This window comes from Caulobacter sp. FW305-C-30-S16 (genome assembly GCF_058783025.1).
The window spans coordinates 56,452-77,176 of sequence record NZ_JBYSYH010000002.1; the positions used below are offsets into that span (position 1 = coordinate 56,452).

Below are 20,725 nucleotides of genomic sequence, written 5' to 3' on the forward strand. Positions count from 1 at the left end.
GACCTTGAATCCGCCGCCATGAATGCTGATCATCAACGCATGACCGAGCCATCGGACGCAGACTTTCTTTCCGGACGCCTGCTGATCGCCATGCCCGGCATCGGTGATCCGCGGTTCGAGCGGGCGGTGGTGTTCCTCTGCGCCCATGATGCGGAGCACGCGATCGGCCTGGCCGTGAACCGGCCTGTCGACGGCCTGACCCTGACCTCGCTGTTCGAGCGGATCGGCGTCGATCCGCCGCTGCGGCGACTGGCCGACGAGGCGGTGCTGATGGGCGGGCCGGTGGAGCGCGAGCGCGGCTTCGTCCTGCACACCGACGACTATCTGCTCGATGACGTCAGCCTGCCGGTGACGCCCGGGCTGGCGCTGACGACCACGCGGGACGTGCTTCAGGCGATGGGCGGCGACACCGCCCCGCGCAAGGCGATCCTCGCCCTCGGATACGCCGGCTGGGGCGCGGGTCAGCTCGAGCGGGAGGTGCGCGAGAACGTCTGGCTGGTCTGTGACCCCGACGAAGCGCTGCTGTTCGGCGACGATCACGACCACAAGTGGTCGCGCGCCCTCGAAAAGCTGGGCGTCTCGGCGGCGATGCTGTCGGATGTAGGGGGGCGGGCCTAGCCCTGCCGCCGCACCGGCGCGGCGCCGTCGACGTAGCTTTCGTTGAGGTAGACCTCCGCCTCCTGGGGCGAGAGGGCGGGCGCGTAGCCGAAGCCCTGGCCGTAGTCGCAGCCCTGTTCCATCAGCTGCCGGGCCATGATCGAATTCTCGACCCCCTCCGCGACGACCTCGAGGTTGAGGTCCTGGCCCAGCTTGATCACCGACCGGACGATCTTGGCCGAACCCTCGTTGGCGCCCATGGTGCGCACGAAGTAGCGGTCGATTTTCAGGGTGTCGAACGGCAGACGGGTCAGATAGCTCAGCGACGAGAAGCCGGTGCCGAAGTCGTCGAGCGCCAGGCCCGCGCCGCCGGCCCGCAGGGCGCGCAGGATCTTCGCCGCGCCGTCCGGGTCGCGCATGATGTCGCTTTCGGTGATCTCCAGCTTCAGCGACCCGGGCGGCAGGCGATGCTTCTGGATCAGGCCGGTGACGTCGTCGATCAGGCCAGGACGGTCGATCTCGCCGGTGGACAGGTTCACGCTGACCGTCAGGTTGCCGGCCGCCGGGTGGCTCTGGCGCCAGGCCGCCAGCTGGCGGGCCGATGTCTTGAGCATGTGAGCGCCCAGCTCGACCATCATGCCCAGTTCCTCGACCAGGGGCAGGAAGTCGTCGGGCGGGATGAGGCCGCGGCGCGGGTGCCGCCAGCGGCACAGCGCTTCGAAGCCGGACAGGGCGCCGTCCGACAGACGCACGACCGGCTGGTAGTAGGGAACGACTTCGCCCCGGGCGATCGCGCCGCGCAGATCCGACTCCAGCGCCAGTTGCGAGAGGCCGTCGCTTTCCATCGAACGGCCATAGGCCGCGCCGCCGCCGCGCCCGGCGCCCTTGGCGGCTTCCACGGCCAGCTCGGCGCGACGCAGAAGCTCGGCGGCGTCAGGGGCGTCTTCACCGCCGTCGGCCTCGACAGCGCCGATGGCCAGGGTCGGCAGAATGTCGAAGCCGGCGATCCGCAGAGGCTGTTCCAGCGCCTTGCGCAGCTTCTCGGCCGGGTCGGCGATGCCGGAGACCATAATGGCGAATTCGTCCTCGCCGACGCGCGCCATGATCGCGTCCGCGCCGAAGGCGGCCGCCAACCGTGAGCCGAGCGCCGCCAGCACCAGATCGGCCCGGTCGTGGCCCAGGGCCTCATTGAGCCGGCGCAGGCGGTCGAGGTCTGCGACCACCAGCGTCTGCCGCAGGGGCTGGGTCAGGCGCTCGCGGGCGCGGGCGACGAAGCTCTTGCGGTCCAGCAGGCCGGTCAGGCTGTCGAATTCGGAGGCGGCGAAGCGGGTTTCAGGGGCGCACACGCCGGAAGCGCGAACGCCTTCCTCAAGCCAGACGCCGCGCCACAGGCAGGTCTCGCCGCCGCGCATGCGGATCCGCAGGGCGATCTCCGACCCGGGACTCTGGACGCGAAGCAGCTCTTCGGCGGAGGCGCGGTCCTGCGGCAGGGCCAGCGCGCGGAAGGCGGCGGAGGAGCATTCGGGCGCCAGCGGTCCGAGGCCCAGCTGGCGCGCGGCGCCATAGACGCGGAAGCGGTCTTCCGCCGGCTCCCAGACCCACAGGGCTACATGGGCGCCGCCGAGCGCCTCCAGCGTAGCGGCTGCGTCCCACACACGTCGATCCTGAGCCTGCAGCCTCATGACCGGTTCACGCCGGCTTCTCCTTACGGACGGCTGTACGCGCCTTCGCGTGAGACCAGCCCGAACAGACGATGATCTCGCCAATCGCCGTTAATTTTCAGATAAGCCTTCGCGTAGCCTTCCTCGGTGAAGCCGGCTTTCAGCAGCAGCGCCGCCGAGGCGTCGTTGGTCGGCAGGCAGGCGGCTTCGAGGCGGTGCAGGCCGAGTGGACCGAAGGCGAACCCGATCAGCGTCCGCAGGGCCGCCAGCGTATGCCCCTGACGCGCATAGGGCTGGCCCGACCAGTAGCCGACCGTGCCCATCTGGGCGACGCCGCGCCGGACGTTGTTGAGCGTGATGCCGCCGACCAGCGCGTCATCGGATTCCCGGAAGACGAAGAAGGCGTACATCTGGTCGCTCTCGCGACCATTGCGCCAGGCGGACAGCCGCCGGGCGTAGGCCGCCGGGCTCAGCTCGTCCGGCGACCAGACCGGCTCCCAGGGCTGCAGGAAGCTGCGTGAACCCTGCCGCAGCGTCTCCCACTGCGGATAGTCGCGCCGCCGCGGCGGACGCAGCACCACACCCTGCCCCTGCAAGCTGGGGCCGGTCTCCGGCGAGATCCATTCAAGGAGCGACATGGGCGAAGGGTGGCGCGGGTCGCGGATGCGGGCAAGCGTCCTCTTCCGCCCGGCCAATGGCGAAAAGTTCCGGAACGACGTCGAATTCCGACGGGCTTGTTCGTCGTGCCGATGAGCGGTCGAATGAGGCCGGCTCTGGCAGGGAGACAGACGATGCGGGTTATGGTGTTCAGCAAGGCCGCCGGGGACGTGGACATGAGCGCCCCGCCCACGCCCGAGATGCTGGCGGCCTTCGCCGCAATGGACCAGTTCACCGAGACGCTGGTCGCGGCCGGCGTCTTCGTGGCCGCAGCCGGTCTGAAGAATGACGCGCAGGCCCGGCGGATTCTGTTCGACGGCGCCGGCCGCACGATCATCGACGGACCGTTTGCCGAGACCGGCGAGGTGGTGGTCGGCTTCTCGATCTGGGAGGTGAAGGACATGGACGAGGCCATGGCCTGGGCGGAGCGTGCACCCGTCATCCCGGGCCAGAAGGGCGAGATGGAAATCCGGGCCTTCTACGAAGCCGAGGATCTGGGCGAATTCGTTACGCCCGAGGAACTCGCAACCTCCCGTAACGGGGAACGCGGCAAGCTCGGCGTGGCCTAACCGAACGCCGCCCGCTCGAACGCCTCGCCCGCTCCCAGCGCCGCCTTCGAGCCAAGCACTGACACCGCGCACTTGCGGTCCGCCAGCAGGCGCTCGCCCAGCCGGGCGAAGTCGGCCGCCGTCACCAGGTCGATGGCTTCGGCGATGCCGGCGGGCGTGTAGAGGTGGCCGAACATCAAGGCCTGGCCGGCGGCCTGTTCGGCGCGGTTCAGCGGTTGCTCGCGGCCCATGAACAGGCTGGCCTTGAGCTGGGCCTTGGCGCGGGCCAGTTCGGTCTCGCTGACCGAGGCGGCGAGGCCGCGGATCTCGCCGGCCGCGATCCGCGCCAGTTCGGAAGCGTCGCCCGCCGCGCAGCCGGCATAGACGCCGAGCATGCCGACGTCGGCGTAGGTGTCGGCATAGGCGTCGATGGCGTAGGCGAGGCCGCGCTTCTCGCGGGCTTCCTGGAACAGCCGCGACGACATCCCGCCGCCGAGCGCCTCGGCGAACAGGCGCAGGACGAAATAGTCGGGATCGGACGCGCCGACAGCCGGCAACAGCAGCACCAGATGCGCCTGCTCCAGCTTGCGCAGCTTCGTCGCCGTCCCGCCGGTGAAGGCCGGGGGCGTGGGCAGGGCCGCTCCGGCGGTCGGCGGGAGGTGGCCGAACGCGTCTTCGGCCAGCGCCAGCAGATGATCCTCGTCGACCCGGCCGGCGGCGCTGACCACCAGCCGGTCGGCGGCATAGAGCGCCGCGCGCCAGTCGGACAATGCCTCCGGCGTGGCCGGCTTGAGCGACTTCACCGCCCCGAGGATGGACCGGCCGAGCGCCTGGCCGGCGAACGCCTGTTCCTGGGCCAGTTCGAACACCAGGTCGTCCGGGGTATCGAGGGCCTCGGCGATCTCCTGGCCGACGACCTTCTTCTCGCGGACGAGGTCTGCGGCGTTCATCGTCGGGCGCAGGACCAGATCGGCGGTGATCTGCATCGCCAGCGGCAGGCCGCCGGCCAGGGTGCGGGTCTGGAAGCTGGTCCGCTCATAGCCGGTAGCGGCGTTCAGATTGCCGCCGGCGGCCTCGATGTCCTCGACGATGGCGCGCGCCGAACGCTCGCCCGCGCCCTTGAACACCATGTGCTCGAGCAGGTGCGACCAGCCGTTGCGGGCCTCATCCTCGTAGCGGGCGCCGCGGCCGGCGACGACCGTCAGGGCGAGGGTCTCGAGGCCCGGCATGGGGTCGAACACCACCCGTACGCCGTTGGCGAGGGTGTGGAGGCGCGCCGTCACTTCGACGCGAACGCGCGGACGTAGGCCATGATGGCGTCCGCGTCGGCGGGCAGGTGGTCGTAGCGCTCCGGCTTGCCGGTGATCCCCTGGGCCGAGGCCGGAACGTCCGGCGTCACGCCGGTGGCGGCGCTGACCGCATCCGGGAACTTCGCGGCGTGGGCGGTGGAGAGAATGGCGATCGGCGTGGTCGCGTCGGGCAGGCTGGCGCGGCGGGCGGCCGATACGGCCACGGCGGTGTGCGGGTCGATCAGCTCGCCGGTCTCGTTCAGCGTCGAGAGCATGGTCCGGGCCGTGTCGTCCTCGGTCACCGAGGCGCCGGAGAAGGTCTCGCGCATGGCGGCCAGGGCCTGCGGCGGCAGGTCGATAATGCCGGTCTCGTTGAACGCCCGGAAGGCGCGGCCGGTCTCGACGCCGTCGCGGCGGACGCTCTCGTAGTAAAGCCGCTCGAAGTTGGAGGCGACCTGGATGTCCATCGCCGGAGACTGGGTCGCGGCGACCACGCCGCGCGCATAGCGGCCGGTCTCGAAGGCGCGCGCGACGATGTCGTTGCTGTTGGTCGCCACCAGGATGTGGGCGATCGGCAGGCCCATGCGCTGGGCGACCCAGCCGGCGAAGGCGTCGCCGAAGTTGCCGGTCGGCACCGCGAAGGCCACCGGCCGGTGTGGTGCGCCCAGGGCGACGGCGGCGGTGAAGTAGTAGACGGCCTGGGCGGCGATGCGGGCGAAGTTGATCGAGTTGACGCCCGACAGGTCCACGGCGTTGCGGAACTGGTCGTCGCCGAACATCGCCTTCACGATGGCCTGGCAGTCATCGAACGTGCCGTCGACCGAAACGCAGGCGACGTTGCTCTCGCCGGCCGTGGTCATGAACCGGCGCTGGACCTCGCTGATGCGGCCTTCCGGGAAGAGCGCGACGATGCGGGCGTTGGAGCGGCCGCGGAACGCCTCGACGGCCGCGCCGCCGGTGTCGCCGGACGTGGCGCAGACGACGGTCATGGTCCGGCCATGGCGCGACAGGGCGTAGTCGTACAGCCGCCCGAGCAGCTGCATCGCCACGTCCTTGAAGGCCAGTGACGGACCGTGGAACAGCTCGACCATGAACAGGCCTGGCGACAGTTGCTTCACCGGACAGGTGGCCGTGTGGGTGAAGGTCGAATAGGCCTCCTCGCACATCTCATCGAGGACGTCGGCGGGGATCTCGCCGCCCGTGAAGCGACTCAGCACCTCGGCGGCGACCCGGTGATAGGGCTGGCCGGCGAAGGCGGCGATCTCGGCATGGGTCAGTTCAGGCCAGACTTCCGGCACATAGAGGCCGCCGTCGGGCGCCAGGCCCGACAGGATCGCGTCGAGAAAGCCGACCGCCGGCGCGTCGGGACCGGACCCGGTCCGTGTGGAGACGTATTTCATCTAGCCCTTCATCCTGCGCCGGACGAGCGCCGCATAAACGGCGACCAGCGCCCCGGCAAGGCCGAACCAGGTCAGGGCGTACTCCAGATGCCGGTTGGCGATGTCGGTCGGCAGGGGCGCGGGGATCAGCGCCGGCCAGTCCGGATTGCTGGAGGTCTCCGCCAGGATCATCACGTCCGGGTGCCGCCGGGCGCCCAGGGCGTAGGCCATCTGGTCGAGGTCCCGCACGTAGAACAGGTTCTTCAGGGTCGGCGGGGTGAAGCGACCCGCCACCTCGCCTTCGCGCAGCACGCCGGTGAGGCGGACGACGTCGGTCGAGGCCGCGATGGCCGGGCGGGCGCTGACGGTATCGGCGACGAAGCCGCGATCGACCAGGATCGGCACGCGACCGCCGACCGGGCTGCAGAGCGACACCAGCCGGTGTCCGGCCTTGCCGTCGCGGATCGCGTAGAGCTCGACGAACGGGGCGGTGGCCAGGCCCGGGCAGTCGAGCGACACGCGGCGGAACTGATAGGCGGGTGTCAGCGGCACCTGGCCGATCGGCTTCACCGGCGTGGATTGCGCGGCGGCGATGCTGGCCAGCAGCTCCGTCTTCCAGGACAGCCGTTTGAGCTGCCAGGCGCCCAGACCGATGAGGATCGCCAGGCTGATCGCCGTGGCGATGGTCAGGCCGATGGGGAACCGTCTAGCGGCCATCCCGTCCCGCCTCCCGGGCGTTATTGGTGAATTGCGCCGCGACCAGCAGGCCCTTGAAGGGCCGCAGCAACGCGCCGCAGACGATTGCGGTCAGTGGCAGCCAGACCAGCAGCTGGAGCCAGATCGGCGGGCTGAAGGCGATCTCGGTGAACACCGCGCCGAATGCGACCAGGAAGCCGCCGATCAGAATGACGAAGACGGCCGGACCGTCTCCGGTGTCGGCCGTCTTCAGATCAAAGCCGCAGGCTTCACAGACGGGAGCGATCCTCAGAAAGCCCTCGAACAGGCGTCCCTCGCCGCAGCTGGGGCAGCGACCCGCCGCCCCGGCCGCGTAGGGATTGACCACGTCAGGCCGTCCCGAAGACGACGTAGATGAAGGCGAACAGGAACAGCCAGACCACGTCGACGAAGTGCCAGTACCAGGCCGCCGCCTCGAACCCGAAGTGCTGCTTGGGGCTGAAGCCGCCGCCCAGCAGGCGGAAGAAGCAGACCGCCAGGAAGATGGTGCCGATCAGGACGTGGAAGCCGTGGAAGCCCGTGGCCATGAAGAAGGACGAACCGTAGAGGCCCGCCTTGCCGGCTTCCTCCGAGAAGAACAGGTTCTCGTGCAGGATGTGGTTGTACTCATAGACCTGGATCGCGGTGAACAGCGCGCCGAGGATGATGGTCAGGCCCAGACCGATCTTGGCGGCCTTGCGGTCGCCGACCTGCAGCGCGTGGTGCGCCCAGGTGACAGTCGTGCCCGAGAGCAGCAGGGTCAGGGTGTTGACCAGCGGCAGGTGGAAGGCCGGAACCAGTTCCACGCCCGCCGGCGGCCAGGCCTTCCAGGCCTCGGCCACGCCCTCGAAGTTGCCGACTTCCGGCGTCAGGGTGCGATTGCCCTGGAACAGGACCATCTCGAAGAAGATCCAGAACCAGGCGACGAAGAACATCACTTCGGACGCGATGAACAGGATCATGCCGTAGCGCAGGCCGATTCCGACGACCGGGGTGTGATCCCCGGCGTTGGCCTCGCGGGTCACATCCATCCACCAGCCGAGCATGGTGAAGAGCACCAGGCCGAGGCCGGCGAAGAAGATCCAGGACGTGCCTTTCTCAAGGCCGAACAGACCCTTCATCCAGACGACCGCGCCGAACATCATCACCGTCGCGGCGATGGATCCGACCAGCGGCCAGGGGCTGGGATTGACCAGATGGTAGTCGTGCTTGACGGCGCCGTGGGCCATGATCGTGCCTGAACCTCTTTGTCCCCCGGAACGGGCCAGCCGTTCCGACTTTATGGGGTGCTATAGCCTCGCCCCGGCCGTTCCGCCAAGAGCCGCTTGGGTCTTCTTCTCCGTAGAAGGGAAGAAGGTGTAGGAAAGTGTGACCTCCTGGGCCCCGCGGGTCTCGAAATCCGAGGCGAATTGCGGGTCCACGAAGTAGACAACGGGGAACTCGACCGTCTGGCCGGGCTGGATCGTCTGGTCCGTGAAACAGAAGCATTCGAGCTTCTGGAAGTAGAGACCGGCTGATTCGGGGATCACGTTGTAGCTGGCGCGACCGGTCATCGGCGTCTTGCCGTTGTTGGTCACCTTGTAGAAGGCCAGGCCGGTGTCGCCGATCTTGAGCTCCTGGCTGACCTGGCTGGCCGTGAAGCTCCAGGGCAGTTCGCGCACGTTGGCGTCGAAGCGGATGGTCAGCTTGCGGTCCAGCACCTTGTCCGGCGCCTTCTCGGCCTTGCGGACCGTGCCGTCGAAGCCGGTGAGCTGGCAGAAGGCGCGATACAGCGGCACCGAGGCGTAGGCCATGCCCACCATGCCGGCGAACACCACCGTGCAGATGATGGCCAGCCGCGCGTTGCGGCCGCCAGCCTTGCGGCCGGTATCAGAAGTGGGGCGTTGCATTGGCTCCCATCCGGATGACGGTGACGAGGAAGACGACGACCACGAACGCCACCAGGCCGAGGCCCAGCGCGATATTCCGCCCCGACCGGGCCTTGCGGAAGGCCTCGGCGTCATACTTGGGCCGCTCAAGGGTCTCAGGGGTCATTTCAATAACTCCAGCGGCGCGACCCCGAGCAGATGCTCGCCCAGCAGGGCGGCGAACAGCAGGGTCAGATACAGGATCGAGAAGGCGAACAGGTTGCGCGCGTCCTTGGCCCCGGCGCGGACGGCATAGAGCCGGTCATCGCCGTCGAGGCGCTCGTCCGGCGCATCGCCGGCCTTCGAGCGGAACACCCGCCAGGCCAGCAGCAGGAAGACCAGACCACCCGCGGCGGCGACGGCCAGGTAGGACGGGCCGCCGAGTCCCGTGAAAGCCGGCGCCAGACAGATCGGCGTGAACAGCAGCGAATAGAGGAAGATCTGCTTGCGGGTCGAGGCCGCGCCCCTGGCCACCGGCATCATCGGCACCCCGACCTTGGCGTAGTCCTCGGACGTATAGAGGGCCAGGGCCCAGGCGTGCGGCGGCGTCCACATGAAGATGATCAGCACCATCAGCCAGGCGTTCAGCGGCGCCTCGCCGGTGGCGGCCGCCCAGCCGATGGCCGGGGGCAGGGCGCCGGCCAGCCCGCCGATGACGATGTTCTGCGGCGTCCAGCGCTTGAGCCACATCGTGTAGACCACGACGTAGAAGAAGATGGTGAAGGCCAGCATGCCGGCCGCCAGCCAGTTGGTTGTCATGCCCAGCAGCATGACCGCGAACAGCGACAGCACCACGCCCATGGTCGCGGCCTCGGCGCCGAGGACCTTGCCCATCGGCACGGGACGTCCGCGCGTGCGGCGCATCCGGGCGTCGATGTCGGCGTCGAACCACATGTTCAGCGCGCCCGAGGCGCCGGCGCCGACGGCGATGCACAGGATGGCGACGGCCGTCAGCAGCGGATTGGACGGCGCCCCGGCGCAGACGAAGCCGGTCAGGGCCGTGAACACGACCAGCGACATCACCCGCGGCTTGAGAAGCTGCAGGTAGTCCGACCACTGCGCCGGAATGGCGGGGCGGGTGTTGATGGCGGCGGGCTCGGTCATGGGTGAGGGCTTCATAAGGGAAGGGCGCGTCCGGGTCCAACCCTGACGCGCCCTGAAAGTGTTTCCGCTGGAAGGCGACCTAGTGGTGGTCGTCCTCGATAACCGGCGGTTCGTTGAACTGGTGGAACGGCGGCGGCGAGGACAGGGTCCACTCCAGCGTCGTGGCGCCTTCGCCCCAGGGATTGGCCTCGCCCTTGCGACGACGGATGGCGGCCTCGAGCAGAACGACCAGGAAGATTCCCACGCCGACCATCGTGATCAGGTAGCCGTAGGAGGAGACCTGGTTCCACATCGTGAACGCGTCGGGATAGTCGACGTAGCGACGCGGCATGCCCTGGAGTCCCAGGAAGTGCTGCGGGAAGAACACGAGGTTCACGCCGACGAACATGACCCAGAACTGCAGCGCGCCGAGGAACTCGTTGTACTTCACGCCCCACATCTTCTCGAACCAGTAGAAGAAGCCGGCGAAGATCGCGAACACCGCGCCCAGGCTGAGCACGTAGTGGAAGTGGGCGACCACGTAGTAGGTGTCGTGCAGGCTGTAGTCGATGCCGGCGTTGGCGAGCACCACGCCGGTCACGCCGCCGACGGTGAACAGGAAGATGAAGCCCATCGCCCACAGCATCGGCGTCTTGAAGCTGACCGAGCCGCCCCACATGGTGGCGATCCAGCTGAAGATCTTCACACCCGTCGGAACCGCGATGACCATCGTGGCGGCCACGAAATAGGCCCGCAGGTTGATGCCCATGCCCACGGTGTACATGTGGTGGGCCCAGACGATGAAGCCGACGAAGCCGATCGCGACCATGGCGTAGGCCATGGCGAGGTAGCCGAAGACCGGCTTCTTCGAGAAGGTCGAGACGATGTGGCTGATGATGCCGAAGCCCGGCAGGATCAGGATGTACACTTCCGGGTGACCGAAGAACCAGAACAGGTGCTGGAACATCACCGGATCGCCGCCGCCGGCCGGGTCGAAGAAGCTGGTGCCGAAGTTGCGGTCCGTCAGCAGCATGGTGATGGCGCCGGCCAGGACGGGCAGCGACAGCAGCAGCAGGAACACGGTGACCAGGATCGACCACACGAACAGCGGCATGCGGTGCAGGGTCATGCCCGGCGCGCGCATGTTGAAGATGGTGGTGATGAAGTTGATCGCGCCGAGGATCGAACTGGCGCCCGCGAGGTGGAGCGAGAAGATCGCCAGGTCCATCGACGGACCGGTGTGGCCGGATGTCGAGAGCGGCGGATAGATCGTCCAGCCCCCGCCGAAGCCCTTGCCCGGGCCGCCATCGGCGAACATCGAGGTGAGCAGCAGCACCCAGGCCGCGACCAGCAGCCAGAAGGAGATGTTGTTCATCCGCGGGAAGGCCATGTCCGGCGCGCCGATCATGATCGGCACGAACCAGTTGCCGAACCCGCCGATCATCGCCGGCATGACCATGAAGAAGATCATGATCAGGGCGTGGGCGGTCACCACGGCGTTGTAGCCGTGGTTGCTCTGCTCGATCAGGCCCAGGAGGCTGACCGAGGAGTTCGGGCCGAAGATCTGGATGCCTGGCGCGGCCAGTTCCCAGCGGATCAGGCCGGACAGGGCGCCGCCCACCAGTCCCGCCATGATGGCGAAGAGCAGGTAGAGCGTGCCGATATCCTTGTGGTTCGTCGACAGGAACCAGCGGGTGAAGAAGCCGGGGATGTGCTCGGCTTCTTTGTCGTCGTGAGCGGCGGCGTAAGCCATCGGTCTTTATCCTGAAATCAGTTCGCGACCGCCGGCGCGGGGCCGGCGGCGGGCGCGGCGGGAGCCGCCGTGGGGGTCGGAGCCGGCGCGGCCGCGTCGGCCGCCGGAGCGGAGACGGGCGCGGGGGCCGCGGCGGGAGCCTTGGTGGCGACCCAGGCGTCGAAGTCCGCCTGGCTCACGACCTTGATCTCGATAGGCATGAAGGCGTGGTCGACGCCGCACAGCTCCGAGCACTGGCCGTAGTAGGTGCCGACCTTCTCCGCAGTGAACCAGGTCTCGTTCAGACGCCCCGGGATGGCGTCGGTCTTGAGGCCGAACGCGGGAAGGGCGAAGGAGTGGATCACGTCGGCGGCTGTCACCTGGACCCGCACGACCTTGCCGACCGGCACGACCATCGGCTCGCTGGCGGCCAGACGGAAGACGCTGTGGGGCAGGCCGCGCTTGGCGACTTCCTCTTCCGGCAGCATGGCCGAGATGAACTCGGGGATCTTCTGGTCGGGGTACTCGTAGCCCCAGTTCCACTGGTAGCCGACCACCTTAACCGTCACGTCCGGCTTGGGCATGTTGTGATAGTCGAACAGCAGCCGGAACGAGAAGATCGAGATGACCATCAGGATCAGCACCGGCACCAGGGTCCAGATGACCTCGATGGTGGTGTTGTGGCTCCATTTGGCCGGGATCGGGTTGGCCTTCTTGTTGTAGCGAACCACGATCCACAGGAGCAGCAGCAGCACGAACAGGCTGATGATCGTGATGATCGGCAGCAGGATCGCATCGTGGAAGAAATGCACCTGGTGTTTCAGCGGCGAGGCCGCCGGCTGCAGTCCCATTCCCCCGGGCGTGGGCTGGCCGACCAAATCGTCGGCGTAGGCCGTCCCCGTCATCATCGCCGTCATTACGACGGCGGCGAAAGCTGCAAACAGCCCCCGCATCCCCTTCACCTTCGCGTTCATGCGCCTCACGTCCGTTTCGCCGGTCTCTGAAGTCCGCCGGCAGTCAGGAGTTACTCGGCGAATGGACCAGCCGCTTGCGCATGCCGGAATCCCACCCGTCCCTTTCGCCCTTTCAGGCCCGGTGCATACGCGCTGGAACCCGCCTTGCCAAGCGGCTCAAGGCCTGACCCGCCATGGGCCGGCGCCTGTCATTGATCCAACCCGCTATCATGTTTCGACAGCTACCTTGCGTTAGTCAGTATCATGCGATAGAAGGGTGTCAGATTTGGGAATGGAAAACGTGACCGAAGCTATCGAAATCCAACTGAAAAAAGGGGTGTTGGCGCTCTGCGTTCTGGCCTTGCTGTCGCGCGCCGACAGCTACGCCTACGAGATCGCCAGCCGGCTCGCGAAGGACATCGACATGGGGGAAGGCACCATCTACCCGCTCATGCGCCGCATGCAGGCGGACGGGCTGGTCGAGACCTATCTGGTGGAGTCGCCGAGCGGCCCGCCGCGCAAATACTACCGTCTGACCGACGCCGGTCGCGGCAGTTTCACGCAACAGAAGTCGGAATGGGCCGCGTTCACCCGCGCCGTCGACGACATCCTGGGAGCGGCCGCATGACCCGCGCTGACTTCATGACGAAGCTCCGTCGCGGCCTCGTCGGCATGCCGGCCGCCTCGATCGAGGACATCGCCGCCGACTACGACACCCACTTTACGGACGCCCTGGCCGCCGGCCGCAGCGAGCAGGAGGTCGCCGACGCGCTCGGCAATCCCGGCCGGCTGGCGCGCGAGCTGCGCGCCGAGGCGGGCATGAAGAAGTGGGAGGAGCAGAAGAACCCCTCAGCCGCCGCCGCGGCCGTCTTCGCCGTGCTCGGCCTGGGCGCGATCGACATCATCGTGCTGCTGCCCATCCTGATGGGCGTCGTGGGCGCGTTGTTCGGCTTCTTCATCGCCGTCATCGTCGGCGTCGTCGCGGGCGGCGTCGTGTTCGCGGCGGGTCCGTTCGCCAATCCGCCGGGCGGGCCGGCCACCGCCATCCTCGGCGGCATCGGCATCATGGCCATCTCGACCTCGGCCGGCGCCGTGCTGACCCTGGTCACCGTCGGACTGGTCAACGCCCTGGTCTGGTACGCCCGTCTCCACTACCGGCTGCTCAAGCCGGCCATCGATCCGCAAGGCTGAGGAGCCCGGTCATGATCCGAACCCTGATCATCATTGCTGTGGCGAGCTTCGTGCTGGCCGTGGTCTGCTTCTCCGGCGCCGCGGCGACGGGCGGACGCCAGCTGTTCCAGGAGGGCTGGGCCTTCTCGCCGGCTTTCCTGCAGCAGTTCGACGAGAACGGCGACGTGTCCGTCCAGATCGGCCGCGACAGCCGCCATGGCCCGGACGTGACCCAGACGCTCGCCTGGGCCGGCGGACCGGAGCTGCAGATCGATGTGCCCGCCGAGGTGTCCTACACCCAGGGCGCCGTCGCCAGCGTGACCCTGACCGGTCCCAAGGCGCTGGTTGATCGCGTTGTGCTCGAGGACGGTCGTCTCCGCTTCCGGGACAGCGAAACCAAGGGCGGTCTGCATCTGCGCTACGTGCGCGACAGTCTGCGGGTCACCATCGTGGCGCCGGCGGTGAAGCGCTTCGTGGTCAATGGTTCCGGCGACCTGATCATCGCCGACTACGACCAGCCGGACCTGGCCATCGCGGTCAACGGCTCCGGCGAAGTCGCGGTCACAGGCGTGACCCAGAGCCTGTCGCTGGCGATCGCCGGGTCGGGTGAGGCGCGTCTGGCCGAGCTCAAGGCCCGTGACGGCAGCATCAGCGTGGCGGGCAGCGGCGAGGCTGAAGCGTCGGTCTCGGGCGCCGCCCAGGTGAGCATCGCCGGCAGCGGCGACGTCACCCTGACGACCAAGCCGGCCAGCCTGAGCAGCAATATCGACGGTTCGGGCGATCTTCACCTGCCGGAATGATGACGGATGCGGTCGAAGCGCCTACCTGTAGGCCATGACCGCATCAGTTCTCGCCCCCTCGCTGCTCGACTCCGCCGGAGTCGATCCTGACCGCGCCCGCGCCATCCTTGGCGACGCCCTTGCCGGGGCCGACGACGGGGAGCTGTTCCTGGAGCGCAGCGAGAGCGAGGCCTTCGTCTTCGACGACGGCCGGCTGAAGACCGCCTCCTACGACACCAGCGAGGGCTTCGGCCTTCGGGTCGTCGCCGGCGAGACGGCCGGCTACGCCCACGCCAGCGAGATTTCCGAGGCCGCCATCCGGCGCGCCGGCGATTCGGCGAGACTGGCCCGTCGCGGCTACGCCGGCGTCGCGGCCGAGGCGCCGCGATCGACCAATACGAAACTCTATGGCGAGGACGACCCGGTCGCCTCGCCCGGCTTCTCCGACAAGGTCGCCCTGCTGCAGGAGATCGACGCCTTCGCCCGCGGCCGCGACCCCCGCGTGGTCCAAGTGATGGCCTCGATGGCCGGCGAGCGCCGCACGGTGGAGATCCTGCGCGCCGACGGCCGGCTGATTCGCGATGTCCGGCCGCTGGTGCGGGTGAACGTCCAGGTGACCGTCGAGCGCGACGGCCGGCGGGAAACCGGAACCTCCGGCGCCGGCGGGCGCGCCGGCTTCGAGGCGTGGATCTCGCCCGACAAGTGGCAGGACCAGGTCGAATTCGCCCTGGCCCAGGCCCTGACCAACCTCGACGCCGTCGACTGCCCGGCGGGCGAGATGGATGTGGTGCTCGGCCCGGGCTGGAACGGCGTGCTGCTGCACGAGGCCGTCGGCCACGGGCTGGAGGGCGACTTCAACCGCAAGGGTCTGAGCGCCTTCTCCGGCCGGATCGGCGAGCGCGTGGCCGCGCCGGGCGTCACCGTGTTCGACGACGGCACGATCCCCGGCCGCCGCGGCTCCCTGACCGTCGACGACGAGGGCACGCCCACCGAGCGGACCATCCTGATCGAGGACGGCATCCTCGTGGGCTACATGCACGACCGGATGAGCGCACGGCTGATGGGCCTGACCCCCACGGGCAACGCCCGCCGCGAGTCCTACGCCCACATGCCGATGCCGCGCATGACCAACACCGGCATGCTCGGCGGCAAGGACACCCAGGCCGAGATGATCGCCTCGACCCGGCGCGGCATCTTCTGCGCCCACCTCGGCGGCGGCCAGGTCGACATCACCAACGGCAAGTTCGTCTTCCAGTGCACCGAGGCGTGGCTGATCGAGAACGGCAAGCTGACCACGCCGGTCAAGGGCGCCAGCCTGATCGGCGACGGCCCCAGCGCCCTGACCCGCATCACCATGATCGGCGACGACTTCGCCATGGACCCCGGCATCGGCGTCTGCGGCAAGGGCGGCCAGGGCGTGCCGGTCGGCGTGGCGCAACCGTCGCTGAAGATCACCGGACTGACGGTTGGCGGAACGGCTGTCTGACGCCCGTGATCTGAGCGATCAACAAACCTGTCCGAGATTTAATGCACATTTCAGGCTTGTAACGTGCCCTGACGGCGCGTCCCCGTCACCTTCGCGCCAGCACGGGCCGGGGGGCTCACGGGGGACGTCCTTTTCATGAGCCAGTTGCTCGTCGCCATGTTTGCCGCAGCGGCCCCGGAGGCGGCTGTCATCCAGCCGGTCGAGGCTACTGGTGTGACGCCTTATGTCGCGGCCTTCTTCGTCGCGTCCCAGCCCAACTCCGCCATGGACATGATCGGCCGGATCCCGGGCTTCTCGTTTGACGGCGGCGACAATGTGCGCGGCTACGGCGGCGCGGCCGGCAATGTGCTGATCGACGGCCAGCGGCCGGCGACCAAGAGCGAATCGCTCGAGGACGCCCTGCGCCGGATCCAGGCCAGCCAGGTCGAGCGCATCGACGTCATCCGCGGCGGTGCGCCCGGCATCGACATGCAGGGCAAGACGGTCATCGCCAACGTCGTCCTGCGCAAGGACAAGACCGGCCAGTGGCTGATCGGAGTGGCCGACATCTTCTACCAGGACGGCCGCTCCGCGCCGGCCGTGCGCTTCGAGGGCACGCAGAAGTTCGGCGAACAGACCTTCGACTGGTCGATCCTGGGCTTCACCTTTGTCGACGACGGCGCCGGCGAGGGCCCGCGCACGGTCGTCGGTCCGACGGGCGCGCTGCTGAACCAGAGCCAGCTCGATGAAACCGGCGGCGGCCGCGGCTACACCTTCAAGAGCGGGATCAAGAGCCCGTTCCTCGACGGCAAGGTGTCGATCAACGCCAAGCTGGACCGCGAGCACTTCGAGTGGTCGCTCAACGAGGCTTTCAGCTTCCCGGCTCCGGGCGCGCTGTCCGTCAACGACGACTTCATCCGGGACGAGGGCGAGGTCGGGACGAACTGGGAACGGGCGCTGGGTCCCAATACGCGGTTCGAGTTCACCGGCCTGGTGCAGCGTCGCTACACCGACTTTTCCTCGACCTACGTGGAGGGAGCCGACGACGCGGTGTTCCTGCAGCAAAACGAATCCGGCGAGAGCATCGCGCGGGGCGTGCTGCGCTACACGATGAGCCCGACCTGGTCGGTCGAGGGCGGCGGCGAGGTGGCGTTCAACTTCCTCGACAGCGCCCAGGAGTATGTCGAGAACGGCGTGCCGGTGGTCCTGCCGGCGGCGAACGTCCGCGTCGAGGAGCGGCGGGGCGAGGTGTTCGGGTCGTCGACCTTGCGGCTGTCGCCCAAGCTGTCTGTCGAGGCGGGTCTGCGGATCGAGGTCTCGACCATTTCCCAGAGCGGCGACACCAATCTCGAGAAATCGCTGACCTACACCAAGCCGCGCCTGGCCGTGACCTGGTCCCCCACGCCGGCGGACCAGTTCCGCCTGCGGGTCGAACGCGAGGTCGGCCAGCTGGATTTCGGCGACTTCGTATCATCGGTGGCCTTTGCGACCGGGCTGGGAACCGCGGGCAACGCCGACCTTGAGCCGGCCAAGACCTGGGTCGCCGAGGCGGCCTATGAGCGCAAGTTCTGGAAGGATGGCGCGGTCGTCTTCACCGCCATCCACCGCGAGATCACTGACGCCACCGACCGGGTGCCGATCATCGGACCGGGGTATGCGTTCGACGCCCCGGGCAACATCGGCGACGGGACCAGCGACAGCTTCCGGGTTTCGCTAAACCTGCCGCTGGTCAGGTTCGGCATCCCCGGCGGTCTGCTCCGCGCCGACGGCCAGTGGAGCAAGTCCGAGGTCACCGACCCGGTCACCGGCGAAGCGCGGCGCATCAGCGGCCAGGCCCCGTTCGAGGGCGAAATCAACTTCTCCCAGGACCTGCCGAAATACCGGACCCAGTGGGGCATCAACACCGGCCTCGGCTTCGAGGAGCGCTACTATCGCTTCGACCAGATCGAGACGGTGGAACTGGGCACCTGGCTCCAGCTCTACGCCGAGTACAAGCCGCAGCCGAACCTGAGCATCCGCGTCGAGCTGCAGAACCTGCTGGGCCGCGATTTCACCCGCACCCGCGAGGTCTACAGCGGGCCGCGCAACACCTCGGGGATCGATTTCATCGACAAGCGGCCGCTGGACTTCGACCCGTTCGCCTACATCCGCATCCGCCGCACGTTCGGCTGACGCAACAGCCGCTTCGGCCGCGGGCCCCTGACCCCTCGCACGCGGCCAAAGAAGAAGGGCCCCGGGATCGCTCCCGGGGCCCTTCGCCGTTTCAGGACTGATCAGGCGATCAGTGCGGCTTGGCTTCGTCGGCCGACTGCGCGCCATCAACGCCCACATGGCCCCAGGTCTTCACCAGGAAGCTGATGAGGATGAAGAACACGCCGACGCCGATCCCGGCCCAGCCAAGTTTGCCGAAGCCGTCGAGCGACGTGGCCAGCGCACCCTGCGGGTCGAGGACCTGGCCGCCGACAGTCTCGGCGCCCATGGCGCCGGCGATGATGCCGCCGACGTACTGGGCGATGGAGCTGGACAGGAACCAGACCGCCATCATGAACGACACCACCGAGGGCATCGACAGCTTGGTGATCTCCGACAGGCCCACGGGCGACAGGAACAGCTCGCCGGTGGTGTGCAGCAGATAGAGGAAGCCGAGGATCATCAGCGGCATCTGGAAGGCCGAGTTGACCATTCCGGACTTCGCCGCCCAGACCACGACCATGAAGCCGAGACCGACCTGGAGCAGGCCGAGGCCGAATTTCATCACCGGGTTCGGGTCGCGCTTGTGCTTGCCGAGGAACAGCCACAGCGCGGCGAAGATCGGCGCGAAGATCAGGATGAAGCCGGCGTTGAAGGACTGGGTCTGGGCGGCGGTGATGCCCATGTCGATCCAGCGCACGTTTGCAGGCACGTTGGCCGCCATGACCATGTCACGGGTGCCGAAGAAGAAGCTCTGGCCGAACAGGTCCATCGTGATGGGTGAACTGATCAGCGCCAGGTCGACGTTGCGGTCGGCGAACAGGTTGAGCGAGGTGCCCGCCTGCTCGAACAGGGTGAAGAACACCACCGCGCCGAAAATCAGGATCATCGCCAGCATCATTCGCTGCCGCTGGACCCAGGTCTTGCAGATGACGGCGATGATGAAGACGATCGCGGCCAGCGAGGCGATGATGCTGAGGCTCAGCACCAGGCCGACGATGGCGTTGGACTGGACCAGCATCCAGATCAGGCCGACGCCCAGGATGCCCGCCAGATAGATCAGGCCTTCACGGTTCAGCGGCCCGACGAAGGGCTTGGCCAGAAGCTCGGGGTTGGGCGGCTCGCCCTTGCCCTCGAGCAGCGGCTTGCCGAGCACGAACACGATGTAGCCGAGCAGCATGCCGGCGCCCGCGAGGCCGAAGCCCCAGCCCCAGCCGAAGGTCTGGCCCAGATAGCCGCACAGCACAGAGGCCCAGAAGGCGCCGAGGTTGATGCCGTAGTAGTAGAGCGTGAAGCCCGGGTCGCGGCGCGGATCGCCTTCCGGATAGAGTTGGCCGACGATCGTGGAGATGTTCGGCTTCAGGAAGCCGACGCCCATGATGATCAGCGAAATCGCCAGGAAGAAGATGTTCACGTAGGTCGAATTACGCGTCTCCTTCATCTCGTAGGCGCCCGGCGCAAGGCTGGCCGGAAGCGGCGAAGCGGCCGGCATGTCCTTGATCTCGAGAACGCCCTTCTCGCCGGCGCCGAAGGCGTAGCAGCCCTCGCCGACCTGGATGCAGACCTTGCGGTCGGAGCCACGGCCCTGGACCTGCATTTCGTAGGCAGCGCCTTGATAATTCAGGGTTTGCTTCGCCGGCTGGCCCTCGATGGCCATCATGCCGTGACCAGCGACCAGCAACAGCGCGCCGAAAGCGATCGCCTTGCGGGTGCCGATGTAGCGGTCCGCCAGGATGCCGCCGAGCAGCGGCAGCAGATAGACCAGCGAGGTGTAGGAGCCGTACAGGCCGCTCGCGTAGTCGTCTTTGAACAGGAAATGCTGCGTCAGATAGAAGATCAGGATGCCGCGCATCCCGTAGTAGGAAAAGCGCTCCCACATCTCGGCGAAGAAGAGAATGAAGAGGCCTTTCGGGTGGTTCCGCATCTGCAGAAGCACCGGGATGCCTGTGGCCAGGGTCACGAGGATCCCCAGCGCGATAACGATATTCATACTGCCTACCCTGTGACTCTATGGCCCGCGCGGTCGGGATAACGGCAAGATTCCCCCGAACCGCCGCGATTTGAGCGCGAGAAAATCACGCGTTGGCCGGATTCACAAGCAACGGCTTTCCGTTCGCGTAAATGGGGAGCCGACCTGTGGCCGGCGGCGTTATCCATCGAGGAGGAACGCCGCCATGGTGAACGTTGTTCATGAACCCATCGTCTCGATCACGGCCGTCGGCGCCGGCGCCCGCGCGCTGTTTGAGGGTCACGAAGTGGCCGACAGCGAGCGCGCCCTGTTCCTGAGAGAGCCGGGCAGACCTGTGGTGTGCTATTTTCCGGTCGAAGATGTTCGCACCGAGGTGCTGCGCCGGAACGACCATGTCACCACCAGTCCCTGGGGCGGCGTGACCACCTGGTACACGATCTCCCGGGACGCGAAGGTCGTCGAGAACGTCGCCTGGTCCTACGCCGATCCGTACGACGAAGCCGCCGTCATTGCCGGCTACATCGCCTTTGATCCCGGGCACATCACGCTGGAGGTGGATGATCCGGCGCCCGTCCAGCGCGTGCCGCCGCACGATCCGCCTTATCTCTAACCTCCCCCAGTAGGGGGAGGGG

Annotated in this window: 21 protein-coding genes; 8 read left to right on the forward strand and 13 right to left on the reverse strand. The window is 67.8% G+C overall.

What is annotated here, in order from left to right; all coding sequences use genetic code 11:
* The first annotated feature begins 39 nt into the window (after positions 1–39).
* A complete protein-coding gene (locus AC3WJT_RS07255) occupies positions 40–618 on the forward strand; it encodes a YqgE/AlgH family protein (protein ID WP_492342434.1) in 579 nt (192 codons plus the stop codon).
* Here AC3WJT_RS07255 and AC3WJT_RS07260 read toward each other — a convergent pair.
* Both AC3WJT_RS07260 and AC3WJT_RS07265 read right to left on the reverse strand, forming a co-directional pair.
* Entirely contained in the window at positions 615–2,279 is a 1,665-nt protein-coding gene (locus AC3WJT_RS07260; RefSeq protein WP_492342435.1) for a putative bifunctional diguanylate cyclase/phosphodiesterase, read from the reverse strand. The genes AC3WJT_RS07255 and AC3WJT_RS07260 overlap by 4 nt on opposite strands.
* Before the next feature lie 23 nt (positions 2,280–2,302).
* Entirely contained in the window at positions 2,303–2,896 is a 594-nt protein-coding gene (locus AC3WJT_RS07265) for a GNAT family N-acetyltransferase (protein WP_492342436.1), read from the reverse strand.
* A 153-nt stretch (positions 2,897–3,049) separates the two neighbouring features.
* Here AC3WJT_RS07265 and AC3WJT_RS07270 point away from each other — a divergent pair, with 153 nt between their 5' ends.
* A complete protein-coding gene (locus AC3WJT_RS07270; protein WP_492342437.1) occupies positions 3,050–3,484 on the forward strand; it encodes a YciI family protein in 435 nt (144 codons plus the stop codon).
* On the opposite strand, the gene AC3WJT_RS07275 is transcribed toward AC3WJT_RS07270, so the two are convergent.
* From AC3WJT_RS07275 to coxB, 10 genes are all read right to left on the reverse strand, one after another.
* Positions 3,481–4,746: a M16 family metallopeptidase gene (locus tag AC3WJT_RS07275; RefSeq protein ID WP_492342438.1), complete on the reverse strand. Its 1,266-nt coding sequence runs from the start codon at positions 4,744–4,746 to the stop codon at positions 3,481–3,483. The two genes, AC3WJT_RS07270 and AC3WJT_RS07275, sit on opposite strands and share 4 nt — an antisense overlap.
* The gene (gene thrC / locus AC3WJT_RS07280) at positions 4,743–6,152 is read right to left on the reverse strand and encodes a threonine synthase (RefSeq protein WP_492342439.1); all 1,410 of its coding nucleotides are present in this window, start codon (positions 6,150–6,152) and stop codon (positions 4,743–4,745) included. Before thrC ends, AC3WJT_RS07275 begins: the two co-directional genes overlap by 4 nt.
* Positions 6,153–6,848 carry an SURF1 family protein gene (locus AC3WJT_RS07285; RefSeq protein WP_492342440.1) on the reverse strand — a complete coding sequence of 232 codons (696 nt, stop codon included), beginning with the start codon at positions 6,846–6,848 and terminating at the stop codon, positions 6,153–6,155.
* Entirely contained in the window at positions 6,838–7,194 is a 357-nt protein-coding gene (locus tag AC3WJT_RS07290; protein WP_492342441.1) for a DUF983 domain-containing protein, read from the reverse strand. Before AC3WJT_RS07290 ends, AC3WJT_RS07285 begins: the two co-directional genes overlap by 11 nt.
* 1 nt (position 7,195) lies before the next feature.
* Positions 7,196–8,074 carry a cytochrome c oxidase subunit 3 gene (locus tag AC3WJT_RS07295; protein WP_492342442.1) on the reverse strand — a complete coding sequence of 293 codons (879 nt, stop codon included), beginning with the start codon at positions 8,072–8,074 and terminating at the stop codon, positions 7,196–7,198.
* Between the two features lie 60 nt (positions 8,075–8,134).
* Positions 8,135–8,734: a cytochrome c oxidase assembly protein gene (locus tag AC3WJT_RS07300; RefSeq protein ID WP_492342443.1), complete on the reverse strand. Its 600-nt coding sequence runs from the start codon at positions 8,732–8,734 to the stop codon at positions 8,135–8,137.
* Positions 8,715–8,879 (reverse strand): cytochrome c oxidase system small membrane protein, encoded by a 165-nt coding sequence (locus AC3WJT_RS07305; protein WP_492342444.1) that lies wholly within the window; start codon positions 8,877–8,879, stop codon positions 8,715–8,717. Before AC3WJT_RS07305 ends, AC3WJT_RS07300 begins: the two co-directional genes overlap by 20 nt.
* Positions 8,876–9,856: a heme o synthase gene (gene cyoE / locus AC3WJT_RS07310; RefSeq protein ID WP_492342445.1), complete on the reverse strand. Its 981-nt coding sequence runs from the start codon at positions 9,854–9,856 to the stop codon at positions 8,876–8,878. The genes AC3WJT_RS07305 and cyoE overlap by 4 nt, the downstream gene beginning before the upstream one ends.
* A gap of 79 nt (positions 9,857–9,935) precedes the next feature.
* The gene (gene ctaD, locus AC3WJT_RS07315; RefSeq protein ID WP_492342446.1) at positions 9,936–11,588 is read right to left on the reverse strand and encodes a cytochrome c oxidase subunit I; all 1,653 of its coding nucleotides are present in this window, start codon (positions 11,586–11,588) and stop codon (positions 9,936–9,938) included.
* 17 nt (positions 11,589–11,605) lie between these two features.
* On the reverse strand, positions 11,606–12,541 hold the full coding sequence (coxB, locus tag AC3WJT_RS07320) for a cytochrome c oxidase subunit II (protein ID WP_492342447.1): 936 nt from the start codon (positions 12,539–12,541) through the stop codon (positions 11,606–11,608).
* Between the two features lie 280 nt (positions 12,542–12,821).
* Between coxB and AC3WJT_RS07325 the strand changes: the two genes are divergently transcribed.
* The 5 genes from AC3WJT_RS07325 (at position 12,822) to AC3WJT_RS07345 (ending at position 18,106) form a co-directional block, all read left to right on the forward strand.
* Complete coding sequence (locus AC3WJT_RS07325) at positions 12,822–13,148, forward strand: PadR family transcriptional regulator (protein WP_492342448.1); 327 nt, start codon at positions 12,822–12,824, stop codon at positions 13,146–13,148.
* A complete protein-coding gene (locus AC3WJT_RS07330) occupies positions 13,145–13,711 on the forward strand; it encodes a DUF1700 domain-containing protein (RefSeq protein ID WP_492342449.1) in 567 nt (188 codons plus the stop codon). Before AC3WJT_RS07325 ends, AC3WJT_RS07330 begins: the two co-directional genes overlap by 4 nt.
* 11 nt (positions 13,712–13,722) lie before the next feature.
* Positions 13,723–14,490 carry a GIN domain-containing protein gene (locus tag AC3WJT_RS07335; protein WP_492342450.1) on the forward strand — a complete coding sequence of 256 codons (768 nt, stop codon included), beginning with the start codon at positions 13,723–13,725 and terminating at the stop codon, positions 14,488–14,490.
* 34 nt (positions 14,491–14,524) lie between these two features.
* On the forward strand, positions 14,525–15,955 hold the full coding sequence (tldD, locus tag AC3WJT_RS07340; protein WP_492342451.1) for a metalloprotease TldD: 1,431 nt from the start codon (positions 14,525–14,527) through the stop codon (positions 15,953–15,955).
* A 135-nt stretch (positions 15,956–16,090) separates the two neighbouring features.
* Positions 16,091–18,106 carry a TonB-dependent receptor plug domain-containing protein gene (locus AC3WJT_RS07345; protein WP_492342452.1) on the forward strand — a complete coding sequence of 672 codons (2,016 nt, stop codon included), beginning with the start codon at positions 16,091–16,093 and terminating at the stop codon, positions 18,104–18,106.
* A gap of 109 nt (positions 18,107–18,215) precedes the next feature.
* Here AC3WJT_RS07345 and AC3WJT_RS07350 read toward each other — a convergent pair whose 3' ends face one another.
* The gene (locus tag AC3WJT_RS07350) at positions 18,216–20,114 is read right to left on the reverse strand and encodes a peptide MFS transporter (RefSeq protein WP_492342453.1); all 1,899 of its coding nucleotides are present in this window, start codon (positions 20,112–20,114) and stop codon (positions 18,216–18,218) included.
* 184 nt (positions 20,115–20,298) lie between these two features.
* Here AC3WJT_RS07350 and AC3WJT_RS07355 point away from each other — a divergent pair, with 184 nt between their 5' ends.
* On the forward strand, positions 20,299–20,703 hold the full coding sequence (locus AC3WJT_RS07355; RefSeq protein WP_492342454.1) for a DUF427 domain-containing protein: 405 nt from the start codon (positions 20,299–20,301) through the stop codon (positions 20,701–20,703).
* Positions 20,704–20,725 lie beyond the last annotated feature (22 nt).

Coding starts and splice junctions, on each gene's coding strand:
- AC3WJT_RS07255 (WP_492342434.1), top strand. CDS start 40: ATGACCGAGCCATCGGACGCAGACTTTCTTTCCGGACGCCTGCTGATC.
- AC3WJT_RS07260 (WP_492342435.1), bottom strand. CDS start 2,279: ATGAGGCTGCAGGCTCAGGATCGACGTGTGTGGGACGCAGCCGCTACG.
- AC3WJT_RS07265 (WP_492342436.1), bottom strand. CDS start 2,896: ATGTCGCTCCTTGAATGGATCTCGCCGGAGACCGGCCCCAGCTTGCAG.
- AC3WJT_RS07270 (WP_492342437.1), top strand. CDS start 3,050: ATGCGGGTTATGGTGTTCAGCAAGGCCGCCGGGGACGTGGACATGAGC.
- thrC (WP_492342439.1), bottom strand. CDS start 6,152: ATGAAATACGTCTCCACACGGACCGGGTCCGGTCCCGACGCGCCGGCG.
- AC3WJT_RS07285 (WP_492342440.1), bottom strand. CDS start 6,848: ATGGCCGCTAGACGGTTCCCCATCGGCCTGACCATCGCCACGGCGATC.
- AC3WJT_RS07295 (WP_492342442.1), bottom strand. CDS start 8,074: ATGGCCCACGGCGCCGTCAAGCACGACTACCATCTGGTCAATCCCAGC.
- AC3WJT_RS07300 (WP_492342443.1), bottom strand. CDS start 8,734: ATGCAACGCCCCACTTCTGATACCGGCCGCAAGGCTGGCGGCCGCAAC.
- AC3WJT_RS07305 (WP_492342444.1), bottom strand. CDS start 8,879: ATGACCCCTGAGACCCTTGAGCGGCCCAAGTATGACGCCGAGGCCTTC.
- cyoE (WP_492342445.1), bottom strand. CDS start 9,856: ATGACCGAGCCCGCCGCCATCAACACCCGCCCCGCCATTCCGGCGCAG.
- ctaD (WP_492342446.1), bottom strand. CDS start 11,588: ATGGCTTACGCCGCCGCTCACGACGACAAAGAAGCCGAGCACATCCCC.
- coxB (WP_492342447.1), bottom strand. CDS start 12,541: ATGAACGCGAAGGTGAAGGGGATGCGGGGGCTGTTTGCAGCTTTCGCC.
- AC3WJT_RS07330 (WP_492342449.1), top strand. CDS start 13,145: ATGACCCGCGCTGACTTCATGACGAAGCTCCGTCGCGGCCTCGTCGGC.
- AC3WJT_RS07335 (WP_492342450.1), top strand. CDS start 13,723: ATGATCCGAACCCTGATCATCATTGCTGTGGCGAGCTTCGTGCTGGCC.
- tldD (WP_492342451.1), top strand. CDS start 14,525: ATGACCGCATCAGTTCTCGCCCCCTCGCTGCTCGACTCCGCCGGAGTC.
- AC3WJT_RS07345 (WP_492342452.1), top strand. CDS start 16,091: ATGAGCCAGTTGCTCGTCGCCATGTTTGCCGCAGCGGCCCCGGAGGCG.
- AC3WJT_RS07350 (WP_492342453.1), bottom strand. CDS start 20,114: ATGAATATCGTTATCGCGCTGGGGATCCTCGTGACCCTGGCCACAGGC.
- AC3WJT_RS07355 (WP_492342454.1), top strand. CDS start 20,299: ATGGTGAACGTTGTTCATGAACCCATCGTCTCGATCACGGCCGTCGGC.